Annotated in this window: 15 protein-coding genes and 1 pseudogene; 2 read left to right on the top strand and 14 right to left on the bottom strand. The window is 66.0% G+C overall.

Annotation, left to right across the window (positions count from 1 at the left end):
* Positions 1-66 precede the first annotated feature (66 nt).
* The 9 genes from PLD_RS12135 to lexA form a co-directional block, all read right to left on the bottom strand.
* Positions 67-300, bottom strand: coding sequence for a DUF465 domain-containing protein (locus tag PLD_RS12135; RefSeq protein ID WP_159892895.1), 234 nt, complete (start codon positions 298-300; stop codon positions 67-69).
* A gap of 205 nt (positions 301-505) precedes the next feature.
* On the bottom strand, positions 506-2224 hold the full coding sequence (locus PLD_RS12130; protein ID WP_159892893.1) for an ATP-binding protein: 1719 nt from the start codon (positions 2222-2224) through the stop codon (positions 506-508).
* Positions 2225-2460: 236 nt separating this feature from the next.
* Positions 2461-3120 (bottom strand): DUF799 domain-containing protein, encoded by a 660-nt coding sequence (locus PLD_RS12125; protein ID WP_159892891.1) that lies wholly within the window; start codon positions 3118-3120, stop codon positions 2461-2463.
* A complete protein-coding gene (locus tag PLD_RS12120; protein ID WP_159892889.1) occupies positions 3117-3488 on the bottom strand; it encodes a DUF4810 domain-containing protein in 372 nt (123 codons plus the stop codon). The genes PLD_RS12125 and PLD_RS12120 overlap by 4 nt, the downstream gene beginning before the upstream one ends.
* Before the next feature lie 28 nt (positions 3489-3516).
* The gene (locus tag PLD_RS12115) at positions 3517-4176 is read right to left on the bottom strand and encodes a CsgG/HfaB family protein (protein ID WP_178116172.1); all 660 of its coding nucleotides are present in this window, start codon (positions 4174-4176) and stop codon (positions 3517-3519) included.
* 346 nt (positions 4177-4522) lie between these two features.
* Positions 4523-7627 (bottom strand): error-prone DNA polymerase, encoded by a 3105-nt coding sequence (locus PLD_RS12110; RefSeq protein WP_159892885.1) that lies wholly within the window; start codon positions 7625-7627, stop codon positions 4523-4525.
* Positions 7624-9039, bottom strand: coding sequence for a DNA polymerase Y family protein (locus PLD_RS12105; RefSeq protein ID WP_159892883.1), 1416 nt, complete (start codon positions 9037-9039; stop codon positions 7624-7626). Before PLD_RS12105 ends, PLD_RS12110 begins: the two co-directional genes overlap by 4 nt.
* Positions 9040-9046: 7 nt before the next feature.
* Positions 9047-9664, bottom strand: coding sequence for a translesion DNA synthesis-associated protein ImuA (imuA, locus tag PLD_RS12100; RefSeq protein ID WP_159892881.1), 618 nt, complete (start codon positions 9662-9664; stop codon positions 9047-9049).
* Entirely contained in the window at positions 9664-10281 is a 618-nt protein-coding gene (lexA, locus tag PLD_RS12095) for a transcriptional repressor LexA (protein WP_159892879.1), read from the bottom strand. Before lexA ends, imuA begins: the two co-directional genes overlap by 1 nt.
* 178 nt (positions 10282-10459) lie before the next feature.
* Here lexA and PLD_RS12090 point away from each other — a divergent pair, with 178 nt between their 5' ends.
* Both PLD_RS12090 and PLD_RS31095 read left to right on the top strand, forming a co-directional pair.
* Positions 10460-10750: a type II toxin-antitoxin system ParD family antitoxin gene (locus PLD_RS12090; RefSeq protein WP_159892877.1), complete on the top strand. Its 291-nt coding sequence runs from the start codon at positions 10460-10462 to the stop codon at positions 10748-10750.
* Positions 10751-10766: 16 nt separating this feature from the next.
* Positions 10767-11107: pseudogene (locus tag PLD_RS31095) on the top strand (type II toxin-antitoxin system RelE/ParE family toxin).
* A gap of 60 nt (positions 11108-11167) precedes the next feature.
* Here PLD_RS31095 and PLD_RS12080 read toward each other — a convergent pair.
* From PLD_RS12080 to tolQ, 5 genes are all read right to left on the bottom strand, one after another.
* Positions 11168-12136, bottom strand: coding sequence for a Gfo/Idh/MocA family protein (locus tag PLD_RS12080; RefSeq protein WP_178116171.1), 969 nt, complete (start codon positions 12134-12136; stop codon positions 11168-11170).
* Between the two features lie 17 nt (positions 12137-12153).
* Positions 12154-13041 carry a Dyp-type peroxidase gene (locus PLD_RS12075; RefSeq protein ID WP_159892873.1) on the bottom strand — a complete coding sequence of 296 codons (888 nt, stop codon included), beginning with the start codon at positions 13039-13041 and terminating at the stop codon, positions 12154-12156.
* A 185-nt stretch (positions 13042-13226) separates the two neighbouring features.
* Positions 13227-14048: an energy transducer TonB gene (locus tag PLD_RS12070; RefSeq protein WP_159892871.1), complete on the bottom strand. Its 822-nt coding sequence runs from the start codon at positions 14046-14048 to the stop codon at positions 13227-13229.
* Complete coding sequence (gene tolR / locus PLD_RS12065; protein ID WP_159892870.1) at positions 14045-14491, bottom strand: protein TolR; 447 nt, start codon at positions 14489-14491, stop codon at positions 14045-14047. The genes PLD_RS12070 and tolR overlap by 4 nt, the downstream gene beginning before the upstream one ends.
* Positions 14492-14507: 16 nt before the next feature.
* Positions 14508-15218: a protein TolQ gene (gene tolQ / locus PLD_RS12060; protein WP_159892868.1), complete on the bottom strand. Its 711-nt coding sequence runs from the start codon at positions 15216-15218 to the stop codon at positions 14508-14510.
* Positions 15219-15267 lie beyond the last annotated feature (49 nt).

Here is a 15267-nt window from a genome sequence, read left to right as displayed (position 1 = left end):
TGCGGTGGCGTTGAGGATGGCGCCAACACACGGCGCGGGCCTGCTCCCTCGCCACCGCTCGGGACATCAGGAACGGGCGGTGAGTCTTTGGGAGATTTCGTCCTTGATCAACAGGCGTTTTTCCTTGAGTTTTTTCAGCTCGTCATCCGCTGCAGCGGCGGCTTCGGCCTTGAGCACCTGATCATCGATGCTGGTGTATTTGTCGAACAGCGCATTCAGGTGGGGGTCACTGGCTCGACGCTGTTGAATGTCTTCTTTACTGTGGCTCAGGTCCTGATAAAGGTCGTGTGTCACCGGCATGGAGCACCTCCGTGATTAATCGGCAGCAAGGGCGTCGCAACGCTCCTGCCCGTTATCAGAATGGCCTTAGCGCAGCGGGTCTGTCGACCGCCAATCAGATCAGCGGCAACCGTTCGTCGCGGCAAGCGGGTTGAAGAGCCAACACCAGGCGCACCATCGTCCGCGGCGGCCGGCATGCCCCTCCCCTAGCCTCGCAGCCCGGCCCTCAAACCCCGAGCGACAAGCGCACCATGGCGCTCAGGTCCTCGGGGCCGTAAGGCTTGCTCAACAGATGAGTGTCCGGGCTGAGCTGATGATTGCGCGAGATCATGTCGCGGGTATGTCCGGAGGCGAACAGCACCGCAATCGGCGGCACCTGGGTCTTGGCCCAAGTGGCCAGGTCAATGCTCTTGATCCGTCCGGGCATTACCACATCGGTGAAGATCAGGTCGACCTTGAGCCCGTCCATCAGCAGTTGCATGGCCTCATCGCCATTGGCCGCGCTGTACACCCGGTAGCCCTCGTGGCGCAGCATCTCCACCGTTGCGCTGCGCACATCGGCGTTGTCCTCCACCACCAGAATGCGTTCCTGGCCTCCCGGGGCGCGTCTGCCCATGCGCGATGAGGGCGAGGCCTCAGGGCCGACGCTGCGGGCAAAATACATCTGCACCCGGGTGCCCTGCCCCGGATTGCTGAGGATTTCGATATGCCCGCCACTCTGTTTGACGAAGCCAAACACCATGCTCAAGCCCAACCCGGTGCCGTGGCCGTCGCGTTTGGTGGTGAAAAAAGGCTCAAAGGCCTGCTTGATCACCTCGGCTGACATGCCTGCGCCGCTGTCGGCCACCGTCAAGCGCAAGTACTGGCCGGGGGTGATGTCCTTGCCCGCACAAAACGGCCGCTCCAGCACCAGGTTCTCGGCGCTGATGGTGATGCACCCCTCGCCGCCCATGGCATCGCGGGCATTGATCGCCAGGTTGAGCACGGCATTTTCCAACTGATTGCGGTCCAGGTGGATGCACCAGGGCTCGACGGGTAATTGCACGTCGATACGGATGGTTTCGCCCAAGGTCCGTTGCAGCCATTCACCCAGCCCCTGGTTCAGGTGGCACGGGTTGTAAATCGCCGGCGACAACGGCTGGCGTCGGGCAAAGGCGAGCAATTGGCTCGACAGCTTGGCGCCACGCTCCACGGCCACCAGCGCGGCACCGGTACGCCGCTGCACATTGGCGTTGTCGGCTTCGTGGCGAGCCAGCAAGTGCAGGTTGCCGGAGATCACCTGGAGCAGGTTGTTGAAGTCATGAGCGACCCCGCCAGTGAGTCCGCCAATGGCTTCGAGCTTCTGCGCTTGGCGTAACTGCTCTTCGGCGTTCAGGCGCGCATCGACTTCTTCCAGTACCCGCTGTTCAAGGTCGCGGGTCAGCTGGCGCAGATTACCTTCGGCGGCCTGCCGGCGCTGCTCGGAAATCACATGAGCGGTGGTGTCGACCACGATGGCGATGACCCCGGCCGGCGCCTGATCGTCCCCCGCCACCGGGCTGTAATACAGGTCCAGCCAGACGCTCTCCGGCTCACCGTGTCGCAGCAGCACCAGTTCCTTATTGCGATAGGACAAAGTGCCGCCACTGAGGCAGGTCTGCATCACTTCACGGTTGAACTCGGCCACTTCCGGCCAAGCCAGTTCCACAGCGCAACCCAGCAAATAGGGATGACGCCCGCCGGCGAACACCGCGTAGGCATCGTTGTAGATCATGTAGCCCAAGGGCCCCCAGAGCAGGGCCATCGGCACCGGAGAGGCGAGCAGCAGTTGCACCGTGCTGCACAGGCTGGGGCTCCAACGCGGCAAAGCGCCAAGGCTGGTGCGGGACCAGTCGAAGGCGCGGATACGCTCGGCCATTTCACCTTGCCACCCCTGACACCCGTGATGATCTGATAAGAACGACATGAACCGACCCGACGAAAAACGTGATACAGCATGGATTTGCACGAGACCGCCACGCAGCCTGCAGAGTCTTTGAGCATGGCCGGTGCGAATGGTTTCAAGGTTTTGGCACATTGCCAGCAACCGCGGTACACCTAAGGCGCAGCTCACGCACAACCGGGGTAGACAATGGCGGCCGGTTCAGGCGCACGCTCACCCGCGGCGCCTGGCAAAGGGCGGATTGCCCGCCCTCATAGACCTCAGTCGGTGCCGTATTTCGGCGAGCGCGGACCGTACAGCAGGCCGGTGCGTTGCCCGGCCGACAGCAGGCGCTGGCTGGTGATGCCGGCGATCGGGTGCCCGGCGTCGGTGGTGGTGTTGATGATCTGCTTCACCGCGGCGGTGATCAGCATGCCCACCAGGCCACCGCTGTTGCCGCTGTTGCCTTCCTCGCTGGAGGCGCGAGCGCTGCCGGTCCACAGGGTGGTGCCGGTCTTGAGATCGACCAGGGTGGCGCTGGCGGTGACCACGGTCTCGCTGCTGATCAGCATGTAGCTGGTGCCGTATTCCTTGACCGTGATGTACAGCCCGGCGTCGGCGCCGAAGATCTCGTTGAGCTTGGCCGGCGACAGACCATGGATGTCTGCCGGGTTGCTCAGGCCGTTGTGGCGGAAGGTTTCATCCACCACGGCAATCGGCATCACGTAGTAACCGGCTTCGGCCAGGGGAAAGGTCACCTGGGACAGCATGCTGTAGGTGGCCTTGACGTCCGGCGACTCATTGAGCGGCGGCAGCACCAGGATCGACTTCGGCCGGGCCTGCTTGTAGGCCGAGTAGTCCACGGTCTTGGGCGCGGCGCAGCCCACCAGCAGGCTGACGCTCAACAGGCCCAAGAGGTTGCGCAAGGTGGTGAAGTTCATTGGGCGGCTCCCTGCTTGGCGTTCTTCAACAGAAAGTCCATGTACGGCGCCGACTCGGGGAACAGCGCTTTCTCGGTGTTGAACTGCTGCACCATCTGGTCATCCTTGCCCAGGCCCGCATAGAGCATGCCCAGGTGTGCGTGGTAACCCGGCGGTACCGCCTTGCCGGTGGACTTGATCTTCTGCAGGTCGCGCTCCAGCGCCTCGACCTGGGCCTCGCGGGCTTCCTCGCCCTTGAAGTATTCGTAGGTCTGGGCCTGATAGGTTTCCCACTGGTACAGCGTCTTCGGCCCGCTGCAACCGGTCAGCAAAACGCTGGCCAACAAGGCGCCGGCCAGCAGTGGCCGCGCGGTGATGGTCTTGAACATGCTTACGTCTCCCTGTTAGCAGTGCTGATCAGCGGCCGGGTTTCCAGGCGCCAGTGTCGATGGCCTCGACCATGCGGTTGACCGCCTCGCGCATGGCCAGGTCCAGGACCTTGCCGTTGAGAGTCGAGTCGTAGGAAGCGGTGCCGCCAAAGCCGATCACTTCACGGTTGGACAAGGCGTACTCGCCGGCGCCCTGGGTCGAATAGACCACTTCGGAGGTGCTGATATTGACGATGTTCAACGCCACCTTGGCGTAGGCCACCTGGGTCTTGCCGCGGCCGAGAATGCCAAACAGCTGGTGGTCGCCGGTTTCCTTGCGGCCGAACTCGGTGACGTCACCGGTGACCACAAAGTCGGCGCCCTTGAGCTTCTGCGCCTGGCCCTTGATTGCCGCTTCCTGCTGGATCTCACCCATGTTGTCGCGGTCCAGCACGTTGAAACGGTTGGTCTGCTGCAGATGGGTGATGAGGATGGTCTTGGCCTGGCCGCCGAGGCGGTCGACGCCGTCGGAGAAAATCCCGCGCATGTAGCTGGAGCGGTTATCGAACTTGCCCACCGCCATTGGCACCCGGGCTCCGGTCCACACCTGGCTGGCGCTCTGGACCTTTTCCACCGGCAAGGCGCGGGAGCTTTCAGTGGCGCAACCGCTCATGCCCGCCAGCACTGCCAGTGCTGCGCCGGACAACATCAACTTCGAGATCGCTCTCACTCTAGGTTCCTTTTTGAGTATCCATTTAGATGCACCGTCTAGATGCACTTTCGCCCTGCCGTAAGCTTCTGGCCCCAGTCTGTGCGGGCTCGAAAAGCATCGGCGGGACGTTCTGAAACTTGATGCAGGGGGCATCATCGGCGGCGATTATGCCAAAGCGCCATCAGGCCGAAAAGGAATAAAAAATCAATAGCGTCCACCTGTGATCGCTCGCAAAACCCCGGGGCGGGATCTGTGTAGCCGCTGCCGCAGGCTGCGAACGGCTTGGGCGGCATTCCGACGCAGGAGACGCAAAGTCCTGAGACTGCTAGAGACTCGGCGGCAGTCAGCGAAAGTCCCGACTGCGCACGCTGATGCCATCCAGCAACGGGCTCAGATCCGTCAGGCGCCCGGCAATCAGGTGGCGCACTTCACCCACGGTTTCCAGGGTGCCGTCGACCTTGAGCAACTGCGAACCCACCAGTATCCGACGCTGGCGCTCGGCCAGGTCGCGCCAGACCACCACATTGACGTTGCCGAACTCGTCTTCCAGGGTGACGAAGGTCACCCCGCTGGCGGTGCCCGGGCGCTGGCGTCCGGTGACTAGCCCGGCCACGCTCACCGAACGCCCGTGCTCCACCTCCAGCAGTTCCCGGGAACTGCGGCAGCGCCGGGCCTTGAGCTGCGCGCGCAGCAGCGCCAAAGGATGGGGCCCCAGGGTGGTGCCGAGGCTGTGGTAATCGGCCTGCAAGTCTTCGCCGACGCTGGGTCGGGGCAGGTTCACCGGGGCTTCCTCCTGGCGTGGCAGCTCGGCGAACAGCCCCAGTTGCTTCTCCACCCCGGCCACTTCCCAGCGCGCCCGATAGCGATCCCCGGCCAGCGCCCGCAGGGCGCCGGCATCCGCCAGCAGCTCCTGGGCGCGGACATCCAGCCGGGCGCGTTCGGCCAGGTCGGCAATATCGACAAAGGCCCGCTGCCGGCGGGCGCTTTCGATGCGCTGGCCGTCCTCCTGGCGAAAGCCCTTGATCATGCGCAGCCCCAGGCGCAAGGCCGGCTGCCCGGACAGGCCCTTTTCAGCGCGTCCGGGTTGGACAGGAAGCGGCTCCAGGCTGCAGTCCCAGTCACTGGCGCTCACCTCCACCGGCAAAATCTGCAAACCGTGGCGCCGGGCGTCCTGGAGGATCTGGTCCGGGCTGTAGAAGCCCATGGGCCAGCTGTTGATCAGGGCGCAGGCGAAGGCCGCCGGTTCGTGGCACTTGAGCCAGCAACTGGCGTAGGTCAGCAAGGCAAAGCTGGCGGCATGGGATTCGGGAAAGCCGTAGCTGCCAAAGCCCTTGATCTGCTCGAAGATCTGCGCCGCGAACTCATCGCTATAGCCGTTCTTGCGCATGCCCTGGCGCAGCCGTTCGCGGTGCGGCTCCAGGCCGCCGTGGCGCTTCCAGGCGGCCATGGAACGGCGCAACTGGTCAGCCTCGCCCGGGGTGTAGTCGGCGGCGACAATGGCGATCTGCATCACCTGCTCCTGAAACAGCGGCACGCCCAGAGTTCGCTTGAGCACCGCTTCCAACTTCGGCGACGGATAGGTCTCCGGCTCTTCACGGTTACGCCGGCGCAGGTAGGGATGGACCATGCCGCCCTGGATCGGCCCTGGCCGCACGATGGCCACCTCGATCACCAGGTCATAGAAGTTCTGCGGCTTGAGCCGGGGCAGCATCGACATCTGCGCCCGGGACTCGATCTGGAACACGCCGATGGTGTCGGCGCGGCCGATCATCTGGTAAGTGGCCGGGTCTTCGGCCGGAATGCTGGTGAGGCTGTAGCGCTGGCCGCGGTAGCCGTGGATCAGGTCGAAGCAACGGCGGATGGCGCTGAGCATGCCCAGGGCCAGGATGTCCACCTTGAGCAGGCCGACCATGTCCAGGTCGTCCTTGTCCCACTGGATCACCGTGCGCTCGGCCATCGTCGCGTTTTCCACTGGCACCAGATGGTCCAGGGGCTGCTGGGAAATCACGAAGCCGCCGGGGTGCTGGGACAGGTGCCGGGGAAAGCCGATCAACTGCCCGGTCAGGCTCAGGACCCGGCGCAGCACCGGGCTCTCGGGGTCGAAGCCGGCTTCCTGCAGGCGCTCGACACTGGGCGGGGTGTCGCTCCAGTGGCCGCAGCAGTTGGCCAGGGCGTTGACCTGATCCGGCGGCAGGCCCAGGGCCTTGGCCACATCGCGCACCGCCCCGGCGCCGTGGTAGGTGCTGACCACCGCGGTCAGCGCCGCGCGATGCCGGCCGTAACGCTGGAACACGTACTGCAGCACCTCTTCGCGGCGCTCGTGTTCGAAGTCGACGTCGATGTCCGGCGGCTCGTTGCGTTCCCGCGACAGAAAGCGCTCGAACAGCAGGGTCGAGCGATCCGGATCGATCTCGGTGATGCCGAGGACGAAACACACCACCGAGTTGGCCGCCGAACCCCGGCCCTGGCAGAGAATGTGCTGGCGCCGGGCAAAATCGACGATGTCGTGCACGGTAAGAAAGTAGCTCTCGTAGCCCAGGTCGCCAATCAGCGTGAGCTCCTTGTCGATCTGCTGCAGCACCTCGGCCCGAGCCCCGGCCGGCCAGCGCCGCAGAATGCCGCGCTGGGTCAGCACCCGCAGCCAGGACCCGGCGTCGTGCCCCTCGGGCACCAGCTCCCGGGGGTATTGGTAGCGCAGTTGGCCGAGATCGAAAGCGCAACGCCCGGCGATGGTCAGCGACTCGTCGAGCAGGGTCTGGGGATACAGCCCTTGCAGCACTTCGATGGGCCGCAGGTGACGCTCGCCATTGGCGAACAGCCGCTGCCCGGCCTCGGCCACCGGCAGGTGATGGCGGATCGCAGTCATGGTGTCCTGCAGCGCCCGGCGCCCGCGCACATGCATGTGCACATCGCCACAAGCCACGGCCGGCAGCCCCCACTGCGCGGCCAGGGCCAGCCGATCCTGCAGGCGCCGGGCATCGTCCTGGCCGCAATGCAGTTCCAGCGCCAGCCATAGGCGCTCGGGGAATATCTGGCGCAGCCAGTGGCCGTGGTCCGTCGCCAGGCCATCGTCCGCCAGCCACAGGGCCAGCAGCCCCGGCAGCGGTTCGGCAAAGTCTTCGCGCAGCAGGCGATAGCTGCCCTTCTCGGCCCGACGCCGGGCCCGGGTGATCAACCGGCACAGGCCCTGGTAACCCGCCAGGTCTTCCACCAGCAGCACCAGGCGCGGGCCGTCCTCGACCTGCATCTCGCTGCCGATGATCAGCTTGAGGCCAGTATCGCGTGAGGCCTGCCAGGCCCGGACAATCCCCGCCAGGGTGCATTCATCAGTGATCGCCAGGGCCTGATAGTCCAGGGCTTTGGCGCGCTGGAACAGTTCCTGGGCACTGGAAGCACCACGCTGGAAACTGAAGTTGGACAGGCAGTGCAGCTCGGCGTAAGCGCTCATGCGAACCAGCCTTGCAGCAGCAAGGGCCCGGGCTCGCCGACCTGACGATAGGCCCAGCCCTGCTGGCCGGCGCAGGTTTCGATCAGGTAGTAGTCGCGGCGCACATCGGCACCGTCCCACCAGCCGGACTCGATGCGCTCCGGGCCCATGAGAATCCGTACGCTGCCTTCGTTCAGGGCCTGGGGTTCAGTGAACAGCCAGCCAGGACGGCGCAATCCGGGGGTGGCCGGACAGGGTCGCGGATCAGTCTGGGTCTGCCAACTGCGCTCCGGTCGGTGATCGGCGCGGTGCCCCAGGCCCTGCACCGCGTCATCCCCCAGGCGTGCCCGCAGACGTTCGCGCAACTGCTCCCAGGGCAGGTTCTGCTGCGGGCGCTCGTCGAACAGTTCAGTGTGCTGGGGCACGAACAGCGGCAGGTCCTCGGCCACCAGCCGCAGGTTGCGCACCGGCGCCGGCACCTGGATCTGCTCCAGGCGCCCGCGGGCCAGTTCAAACAGCATCGCCGGATCGCGCTCGGCACTGAGCAGCCCCACCGGGATCAGGGTGTCGGCGCCTTCGGCATGCTCCAGGTGCAGGGCGAAACGCTGCACCCCGCTGTCGCGGCCACAGAGAAAAGCCGCCAGGTCGGCGGTCAGCCGGCGCAAGGGGAACAGCAGCGCCTGATGGGACAGCACATCGAAATTCAGCTCGATGCGCAGGTCGAAGCGATCTGGCGGCTGATAGAACGCCAGCCCCAGCGGACGCTCGCCGAGCAAGGTGTCCAGGTGCTTGAGCAAGCGGCCGTCAAAACGCCGGGCCAGGCTGGGCCGGGGCAGATCCCGTAGCTGCTCGAAGCTGCGTACCCCCATGCGCGACAGGGCCGTGGCCTGCTCCGGGGCCAGCCCCAGGCGCTCGATGGGCATCGCTCCCAGAGCCTGAGCCAGGGCCGCGCCGTCGGCCACCGCCAAGCCGTCATAGGCATTGGCCAGGACCCGGGCCGCCGCCGGGTTGGGGGCGGCGACGATGCGATGACGAAAACCCAGGGCCTGCAACTCCCGGCGCAGGCGCGCCTCCAACTGCGGCCAGGGGCCGAACAGGCCCAGGCTGGACTCGATCTCCAGCACCAAGGTACGAGGGTAGGCAACGCTGACCTGGGAGCTGAAACCGTAGGCCCAGGCGGCCAGAAACTGCTGCCAGTGCTCGATCTGCCGGGGGTCGTATTCGGCGCTGGCAAAGGCCTTGGTCAGGGCCTGGGCGGCGGTCAGCGATTGCCCGGGGCGCAGGCCCAGCTCGCGGGCGGCGCCGTTCACCGCCTGAATCACCCGGCGCTGCGGGGTGCCACTGAGCAGCGCCAGGGGCGCCTCGGGTTCGGCGCGCTGACGCAGCACCGCGTCCAGCGCCAATTGCGGGAACAAGATACACACCCAGCGCATGCCAACCTCAGTGCCCGGAATACAGGGCAATCGGCGCCGGATGGGCCAGCCCGCCCCGGCACTTGAGCACCCGCAACTGCGAGGGACGACCTTGCACGGCAATCCTCAGGGCCGCCGGCGACGGGTTGTGCGCGGCGTCCAGGGGGCGGTAGGCGAAGGCCAGGGTCTGGCCGCTTTCCGCCGCCACCTGCAAGCGCCGCAGGGCGCGGTCGTCGACTTGTTGCGGCCAGCACAGCACCGCGCCGCAACTGCCGGAACGCAGGCACTGCTCGGCGGCCCACAAAGCATCGCGCTCCCCGGCCTGAATGATCGACAGCTGGCGCACATCCACCCCGGCGTTCTGCCAGGCCTGGGGATAGGGCACGAACGGTGGCGCCACCAGCACCACCCGCTCCCCCGCCGCGCTCAGCCGCGCCAGGCTCGGCCACAGCAACTGCAGCTCGCCCAGGCCCTGGGCGGCGATGAGGATTTCCGTCAACGCCGCCTCCGGCCAGCCGCCGGTGGGCAGCACCGCATCCAGAGCGGCATGCCCCGTAGGCTGCAGGCTGACCGGCGCAGCCGCCGGGCGGCCTTTCCATACCTGTCCGCCATTGAACAGGGTATCCAGTGCGACCACGGCGCCCATCAGCCTGGCCTCACCAGGCCGCAGAACACGCCTTCGATAAACAGTTCGTGGTCGTCGGTAACCTCGATCGGCTGATAGGCCGGGTTGCGCGGCAGCAGGCGGATGCTCTGGCCCTTGCGCTCGAAACGCTTGATGGTGACCTCGCCGTCGAGACGGGCGATCACCGTCTGGCCGTTGCGCACCTCGCTGCTGCGGCGCACCGCCACCAGATCGCCGTCGAGGATGCCGTCATCGATCATCGAATCGCCCTGGACCCGCAGCAAATAATCCGGAGTGCGGGAGAACATCCCCGGGTCCAGCCACAACTGGCCGTGTATGTCGGCATCGACGCCAATCGGCGCACCGGCGGCCACCCGCCCCAGCACCGGGATCTCCAGCAGCTCCGGGCGCCGCGGCTGATTGAGCAGGCGAATGCCCCGGGCCTGATGGGGGTTGACCTCGATGAACCCGGCCTCGGTCAGCGCCAGCACATGCTTGCGCGCCACGCTGCGCGAGGCGAAACCAAAAGCCTCGCTGATTTCAGCGAGGCTCGGGGGCTGGCCGTGATCGGCGATGCGTTCGCGGATAAAGGTCAGGATGGCACTGCGGCGGGGAGATAAAGTCGTCATGGAGTACATTTGTACTCCTCTCGGATTTATCTGACAAGAACCGCCAATCAGTCCTGCCAGAAAACCAGCGTAGAAGTCGATGAACGCCCGCAGCCACCGGTCGTCAAGCGCCCTTCAAGACTGAATCCGACCGCCAGTTGGCATAATGCCAACGCCCTTCCTCACACGCCCAGCCCAGGAGCACGGCATGCCAACGCGAAACGTTGTCCTCACCGCCCACCAAGAGCAGCTCATCAACAACCTGGTCAAATCCGGTCGCTATCAGAACGCCAGCGAGGTCATGCGCGAAGGTTTGCGTCTGCTGGAACAACGGGTTGCCGAGGACGCAGCGAAAATCGAGGCGTTGCGCCAAGCCACTGCGATCGGTATCGCGAACCAGCAACAAGGACGCTTCAGCCAGGTGCGGGAAGAAAACCTGCAGCAATACCTGGATGAGCTGGGACGGGAAGCGGTCGCCACGGATCAAGAGCAACACTGAGAGGGTCCAGTAGCGGATCTCCCATGCAGCCCGAAGCGACATCGTCGACGCACTGCGGTTTTCCCCAAGACACTTTGGCGAAGCGGCCCGGGCCCGCTATCAGCGCCTTGATCCTGCGAGCCCTGCACGATCTCGCCAACAACCCCGGCACGTTGGCAGCCAAAAGCGTGACGACATCGCACCGGGCCTTCGCAGCTACCACCTGTTTATCCCCGCCAACACTCCCGGCACCCTCAAGCCCAGGTCAAGAAACCACGACATGTCCTGTTTTATCGAGTGATCGATGAGAGCCTGATCGAAGTGGTCAGGTTGCTGCATGACGCCATGGACGTTCAGTTGCACCTGCCGGTCCAATGATCGCCGCCCCCGCAAAGCCGGCTTGCCGGCGAAGCGGCCCGAAAGGCGAACGCCTCGGGATCAGCCGCGCTGCAGAATCTGGTCCATCACCCAATCGGTCTTCAGCGCCTCGCTGGCCAGGGCCGGGTGCCGGATCTGGCCACGGATATGGGCGTTCATGCCCTGCACGTGATGCCACTGGATGTGCACGGGGTTGTCGATGACCAGGCTCAGAGTCTCTTCGGCTTCAAGTTGCAGCGGATGCTCGTCGAACACGGAAAAGCCGATGCGCCCCTGGCTGCCGATGATCTCCACCCGGTCCACCCGGCGGTCGGCGACGAAGTTCCATGCGCCGCTGCCCAGCGCTCCGCAGGCGAAGCGCCAGTTGGCGCTGACCGCGTCCTCGGCGGCATACAACCCGGCCTGGCGAGAGCTGATGCCGGCCACTTCGACGATGTCCCCCAGCAAATACTGGAACAGGTCCAGGCCATGACTGGCCAGGTCGGCGAAATAACCGCCACCGGCAATCCGTGGGTCGGTCCGCCAGTTGTCCGCGCCGCTGCGGTCAGCCTCGGAAGCGGCCTTGCTCAGGCTCCAGTGCAGGTGCCGGACCTCACCGATGCGCCCGTCCGCCAGCCATTGCCGCACCTGCCGGAAACGCGGCAAGGAACGCCGGTAATAAGCCACGAATAGGTGCAGCCCAGCCTGCTCGAAGGCCTGCTGCATGGCCAGGCTTTGCCCGGCATGCAGGGCCATGGGCTTTTCCACGCAGCAATGCTTGCCGGCGGCAGCCACTTGCAAGCTGTAGGCGTAATGGCTGTCGGGGGGCGTGGCGATGTACACCGCGTCCACCTCGGGGTCGTCGATCAGGGCCTGGGCATCGCTGTACCAGCGGGCAATGCCGTGGCGCCGGGCATAGTCGCGCACCGCTTCGGCGCGGCGGCCCATCACCGCCACCAGCGCCGAGCCTGGAACCTTGTAGAAGGCCGGGCCGCTCTTGTGCTCGGTAACGCTGCCGCAACCGATCATGCCCCAGCGCACGGTGCGCAGCGGCCCGGCCTCGGTGTTCATTTCGCCACTTGCAGCGCCCGCAGATCGAGCTGGCCGTTGTGCAGCGGCGGGCACCAGTAGTAGCCGCCAGTAATCGGTCGGCTCATGCGGTACAGGCCATCGGTGATGCCGTCTTCCAGGCCGCTCATGCGCCGCAGCTGGACTTCGAAGGCGTTCAGGCTGTGACCGAAGGCGAGGAACATCAGGCCGCCCTTGTCACCTTCGATCCAGGGCATGGAGCGGCGCACCATGAAGGCCTCCGGGGTGAAGCTTTCCTGGGCGGTGCGCTTGACGTGGGCCGAGGCCGGCGCGTCGTCCAGTTCTTCGTTATCGCTCAGGCGCCGGCCAATGATGTGGTCGCGCTCTTGCTGCTGCATGGCGGCAAAGCCCTTGAAGTCGTGCTGCCACTGCTGGATCGCGGCAAAACTGCCACCGCGCAGGCCGTCTTCACCCTCGGCCAGCGCCGCAGCCACGGCGGCCTCTTCATGAGGGTTCTCGGTGCCATCTTCATAACCGGTGAGGTCGTGTCCGCTCTTATGGCGGAAGGCTTCCTGCATGCCGACCAGACGAAAGGCCGGGGCCAGCGCGGCCTCCAGCTCGTTGCTGCGGTGCATCAGCTCACCGCGCTCGTCACCGTGCAGCCAGACCCACAGCGCGTGCTGGGTCGAGGGGTTGTCGACGCCAACCCCGGCCAGGGCCGGGAAAGCTTTGAGGCCCGTCACGCGCGCACCGAGGGCCTTGACCAGCGACACACCAAAACCGGCCACCGCCAAGGCGCCATCGACCCGCGCCAGCAACTGGTCGAGGGCCTGGGGCAACGCCTCGATGGACTCAAGGGCAAAGAACAGGTGACGGGCCTGGGACGGAACGGGGGCAGCGAGGATGCCGGGTTGGTAGTAACTCATGGGAACTCCTGAATAAAGGCGGGGGGGAGTTTACCGCTCGGCGTCGCTGGCGTCAGCGTTGACGCGCAATGGCCGGGAACCTTTGCCCAAGGTTGGTGGCCCGCCCCAGCCATCAGAACGGATCACAACAGCCCTCCTGCGCCAGGGGCGGACCACCGGGCAGGCCGCCTCGGCGAGCCCCGGTCTTATTGGATCCGGTAGTGAAAGGTGTTGCGCACCGCCGGCACCGTTACCGCCCGGCCGTTGATCAGCCGCGGCTGATACCGAAAGGTCGCCACCGCCGCCAGGGACGGGCGCATGAACAACGGATGGCAGCCGTCGATGACCTTGGGCTTCTCCACCCGGCCCTGGGGGTTGACGCTGTATTCCACGGTGCAGTCGCCTTCCAGGTGCTTGTCCAGGGCCCGCTGCGGGTAGTCCGGAGCCTCCTTGCTCAGGGGCTGGTACTGGCGGCTGTCGGCGGCGGCCTGGGCCGCTTGCTGACGCGCGCGCTCGGCGGCCAGCCGCGCCTGCTCGGCGCGCTGGGCCTGGGCTTGCTCCTGGGCCAGGCGTTGCTCGGCGTCGCGCTGGCGCTGTTCGGCGTCCAGGCGCTCGCGCTGCCGGCGTTGCTGCGCCTGCTCACGCTGCTGGTCTTCCACACGCTTGCGCGCCAGGGCCGCCTGTTCCAGCTTCTGCGCCTGCGCCTGGGGATCCACCCGGGGCTTGGGAGGCTCCAGCGCAGCCGCGGGCGGTGCTGCGGGCACTGGTGGCGCCGGTGGTGCCACTTCGGCCAGTGCTGGCAGCGGTTCCGCGGGGGCCACAGCTGGCGCCAGCATCACCAGTTGAGTGGTCAGCACCGCCGGTGCCTCGACCTTCGGTTTGTCCACCGGCCAGCCCAGCACCAGCGCCGCCAGCACCCCGGCGTGCAGGGCCAGGGCCAGGGTCGCCGCCAGGCTGTTGCGCCAGAAGCCGGACGCCGTCGGTGTCATGGGCATCACTGTGGGGCTGTGGATGATCATTGCCGTCATTGCGGGGCCTCGGTCACCAGCCCCAGGTTGTGCACCCCGCCCTGCTGCAACGCGGCCATGGCCGCCACCACGCTGGCGTAGGCGGCGTCCTGGTCGGCGCGGATGTACACCTGGGTGTCGCCGCGCTGGGCAATCACCTGGGCCACCTTGGCGCGCATCTGCTCCAGGTCCACGGCGCTGTCGGTCTGGTGCCGGGTATCGAGTTCGCTGCCCAGGCTCCAGTAGTAACCGCCCTCGGCTTTCACCGACAAAGTGAGGATCTGCTGGCGGCTGTCGGTGGCCAGGGCCTCGCTGGCGACCTTGGGCAATTCGATCTTCACCCCCTGGGTGAGCATCGGCGCGGTGACCATGAAGATCACCAGCAGCACCAGCATCACGTCGATGTAGGGCACCACGTTCATTTCCGCCTTGGGTCCGTGCTTGCGTTGCGGCCTGACTAACATCGGTTTGCTCCTTCTCTCAGGCCGCCACGGCCAGGTGGCTCGGGGTGCCCTGCAAGGTGCGGTGCAGCCGCACTTGCAGCTCATTGCCAAAGGCGTAGTAGCGGGTCAGCAGGGTCTGGCTGCGGGCCGAGAAACGGTTGTAGGCGATCACCGCGGGAATCGCCGCGAACAGGCCGATGGCGGTGGCGATCAGTGCCTCGGCAATGCCCGGGGCCACGGTGGACAGGGTCGCCTGCTGCACCTGGGACAGGCCGAGGAAGGAATTCATGATCCCCCACACGGTGCCGAACAGACCGATATAGGGACTGACCGAACCCACGGTGGCGAGAAACTGCAGGCCCTTTTCCAGGCGGGTTTCCTGCTCGCTGATGGCCACGTACAGGGCCCGCTCCACGCCCTCCAGCACGCCTTCAGCGGCGCCACCGGCCGCGCCGCGCAGGTGGTCGAATTCCTCATGGCCGGCGACAAAGATCGGTTCCACGCCGCCCTCGCCATCGGCCTTATGGGCCACTTCGCGGTACAGCGGCAGCAGCTCGGGGGCGGCGCGAAAACGCTGGATGAACGCGTTGCAACGACGCTCACGGCCGCGCAGCACGGCGCCGCGCTGGATAATCAGGTACCAGCTGAGCAGGGATGCCAGGAGCAGGGTCAGCATCACCGCCTTGACCAACAGGCTGGCATCGCTGATCAGCCCCCAGATGCTCATGTGTTCGAGTGTGGCTTGCATGGTGAAACTCCTTCTCGGGTGCCCGCCGGGGCCTGAGCCGTGCCGACGG

It is taken from the genome of Pseudomonas sp. LD120 (assembly GCF_009861525.1).
Lineage (GTDB): Bacteria > Pseudomonadota > Gammaproteobacteria > Pseudomonadales > Pseudomonadaceae > Aquipseudomonas.
The sequence above is the reverse complement of the archived record's forward strand: the minus strand, read 5'-3'. Positions and strand labels throughout refer to the sequence as shown.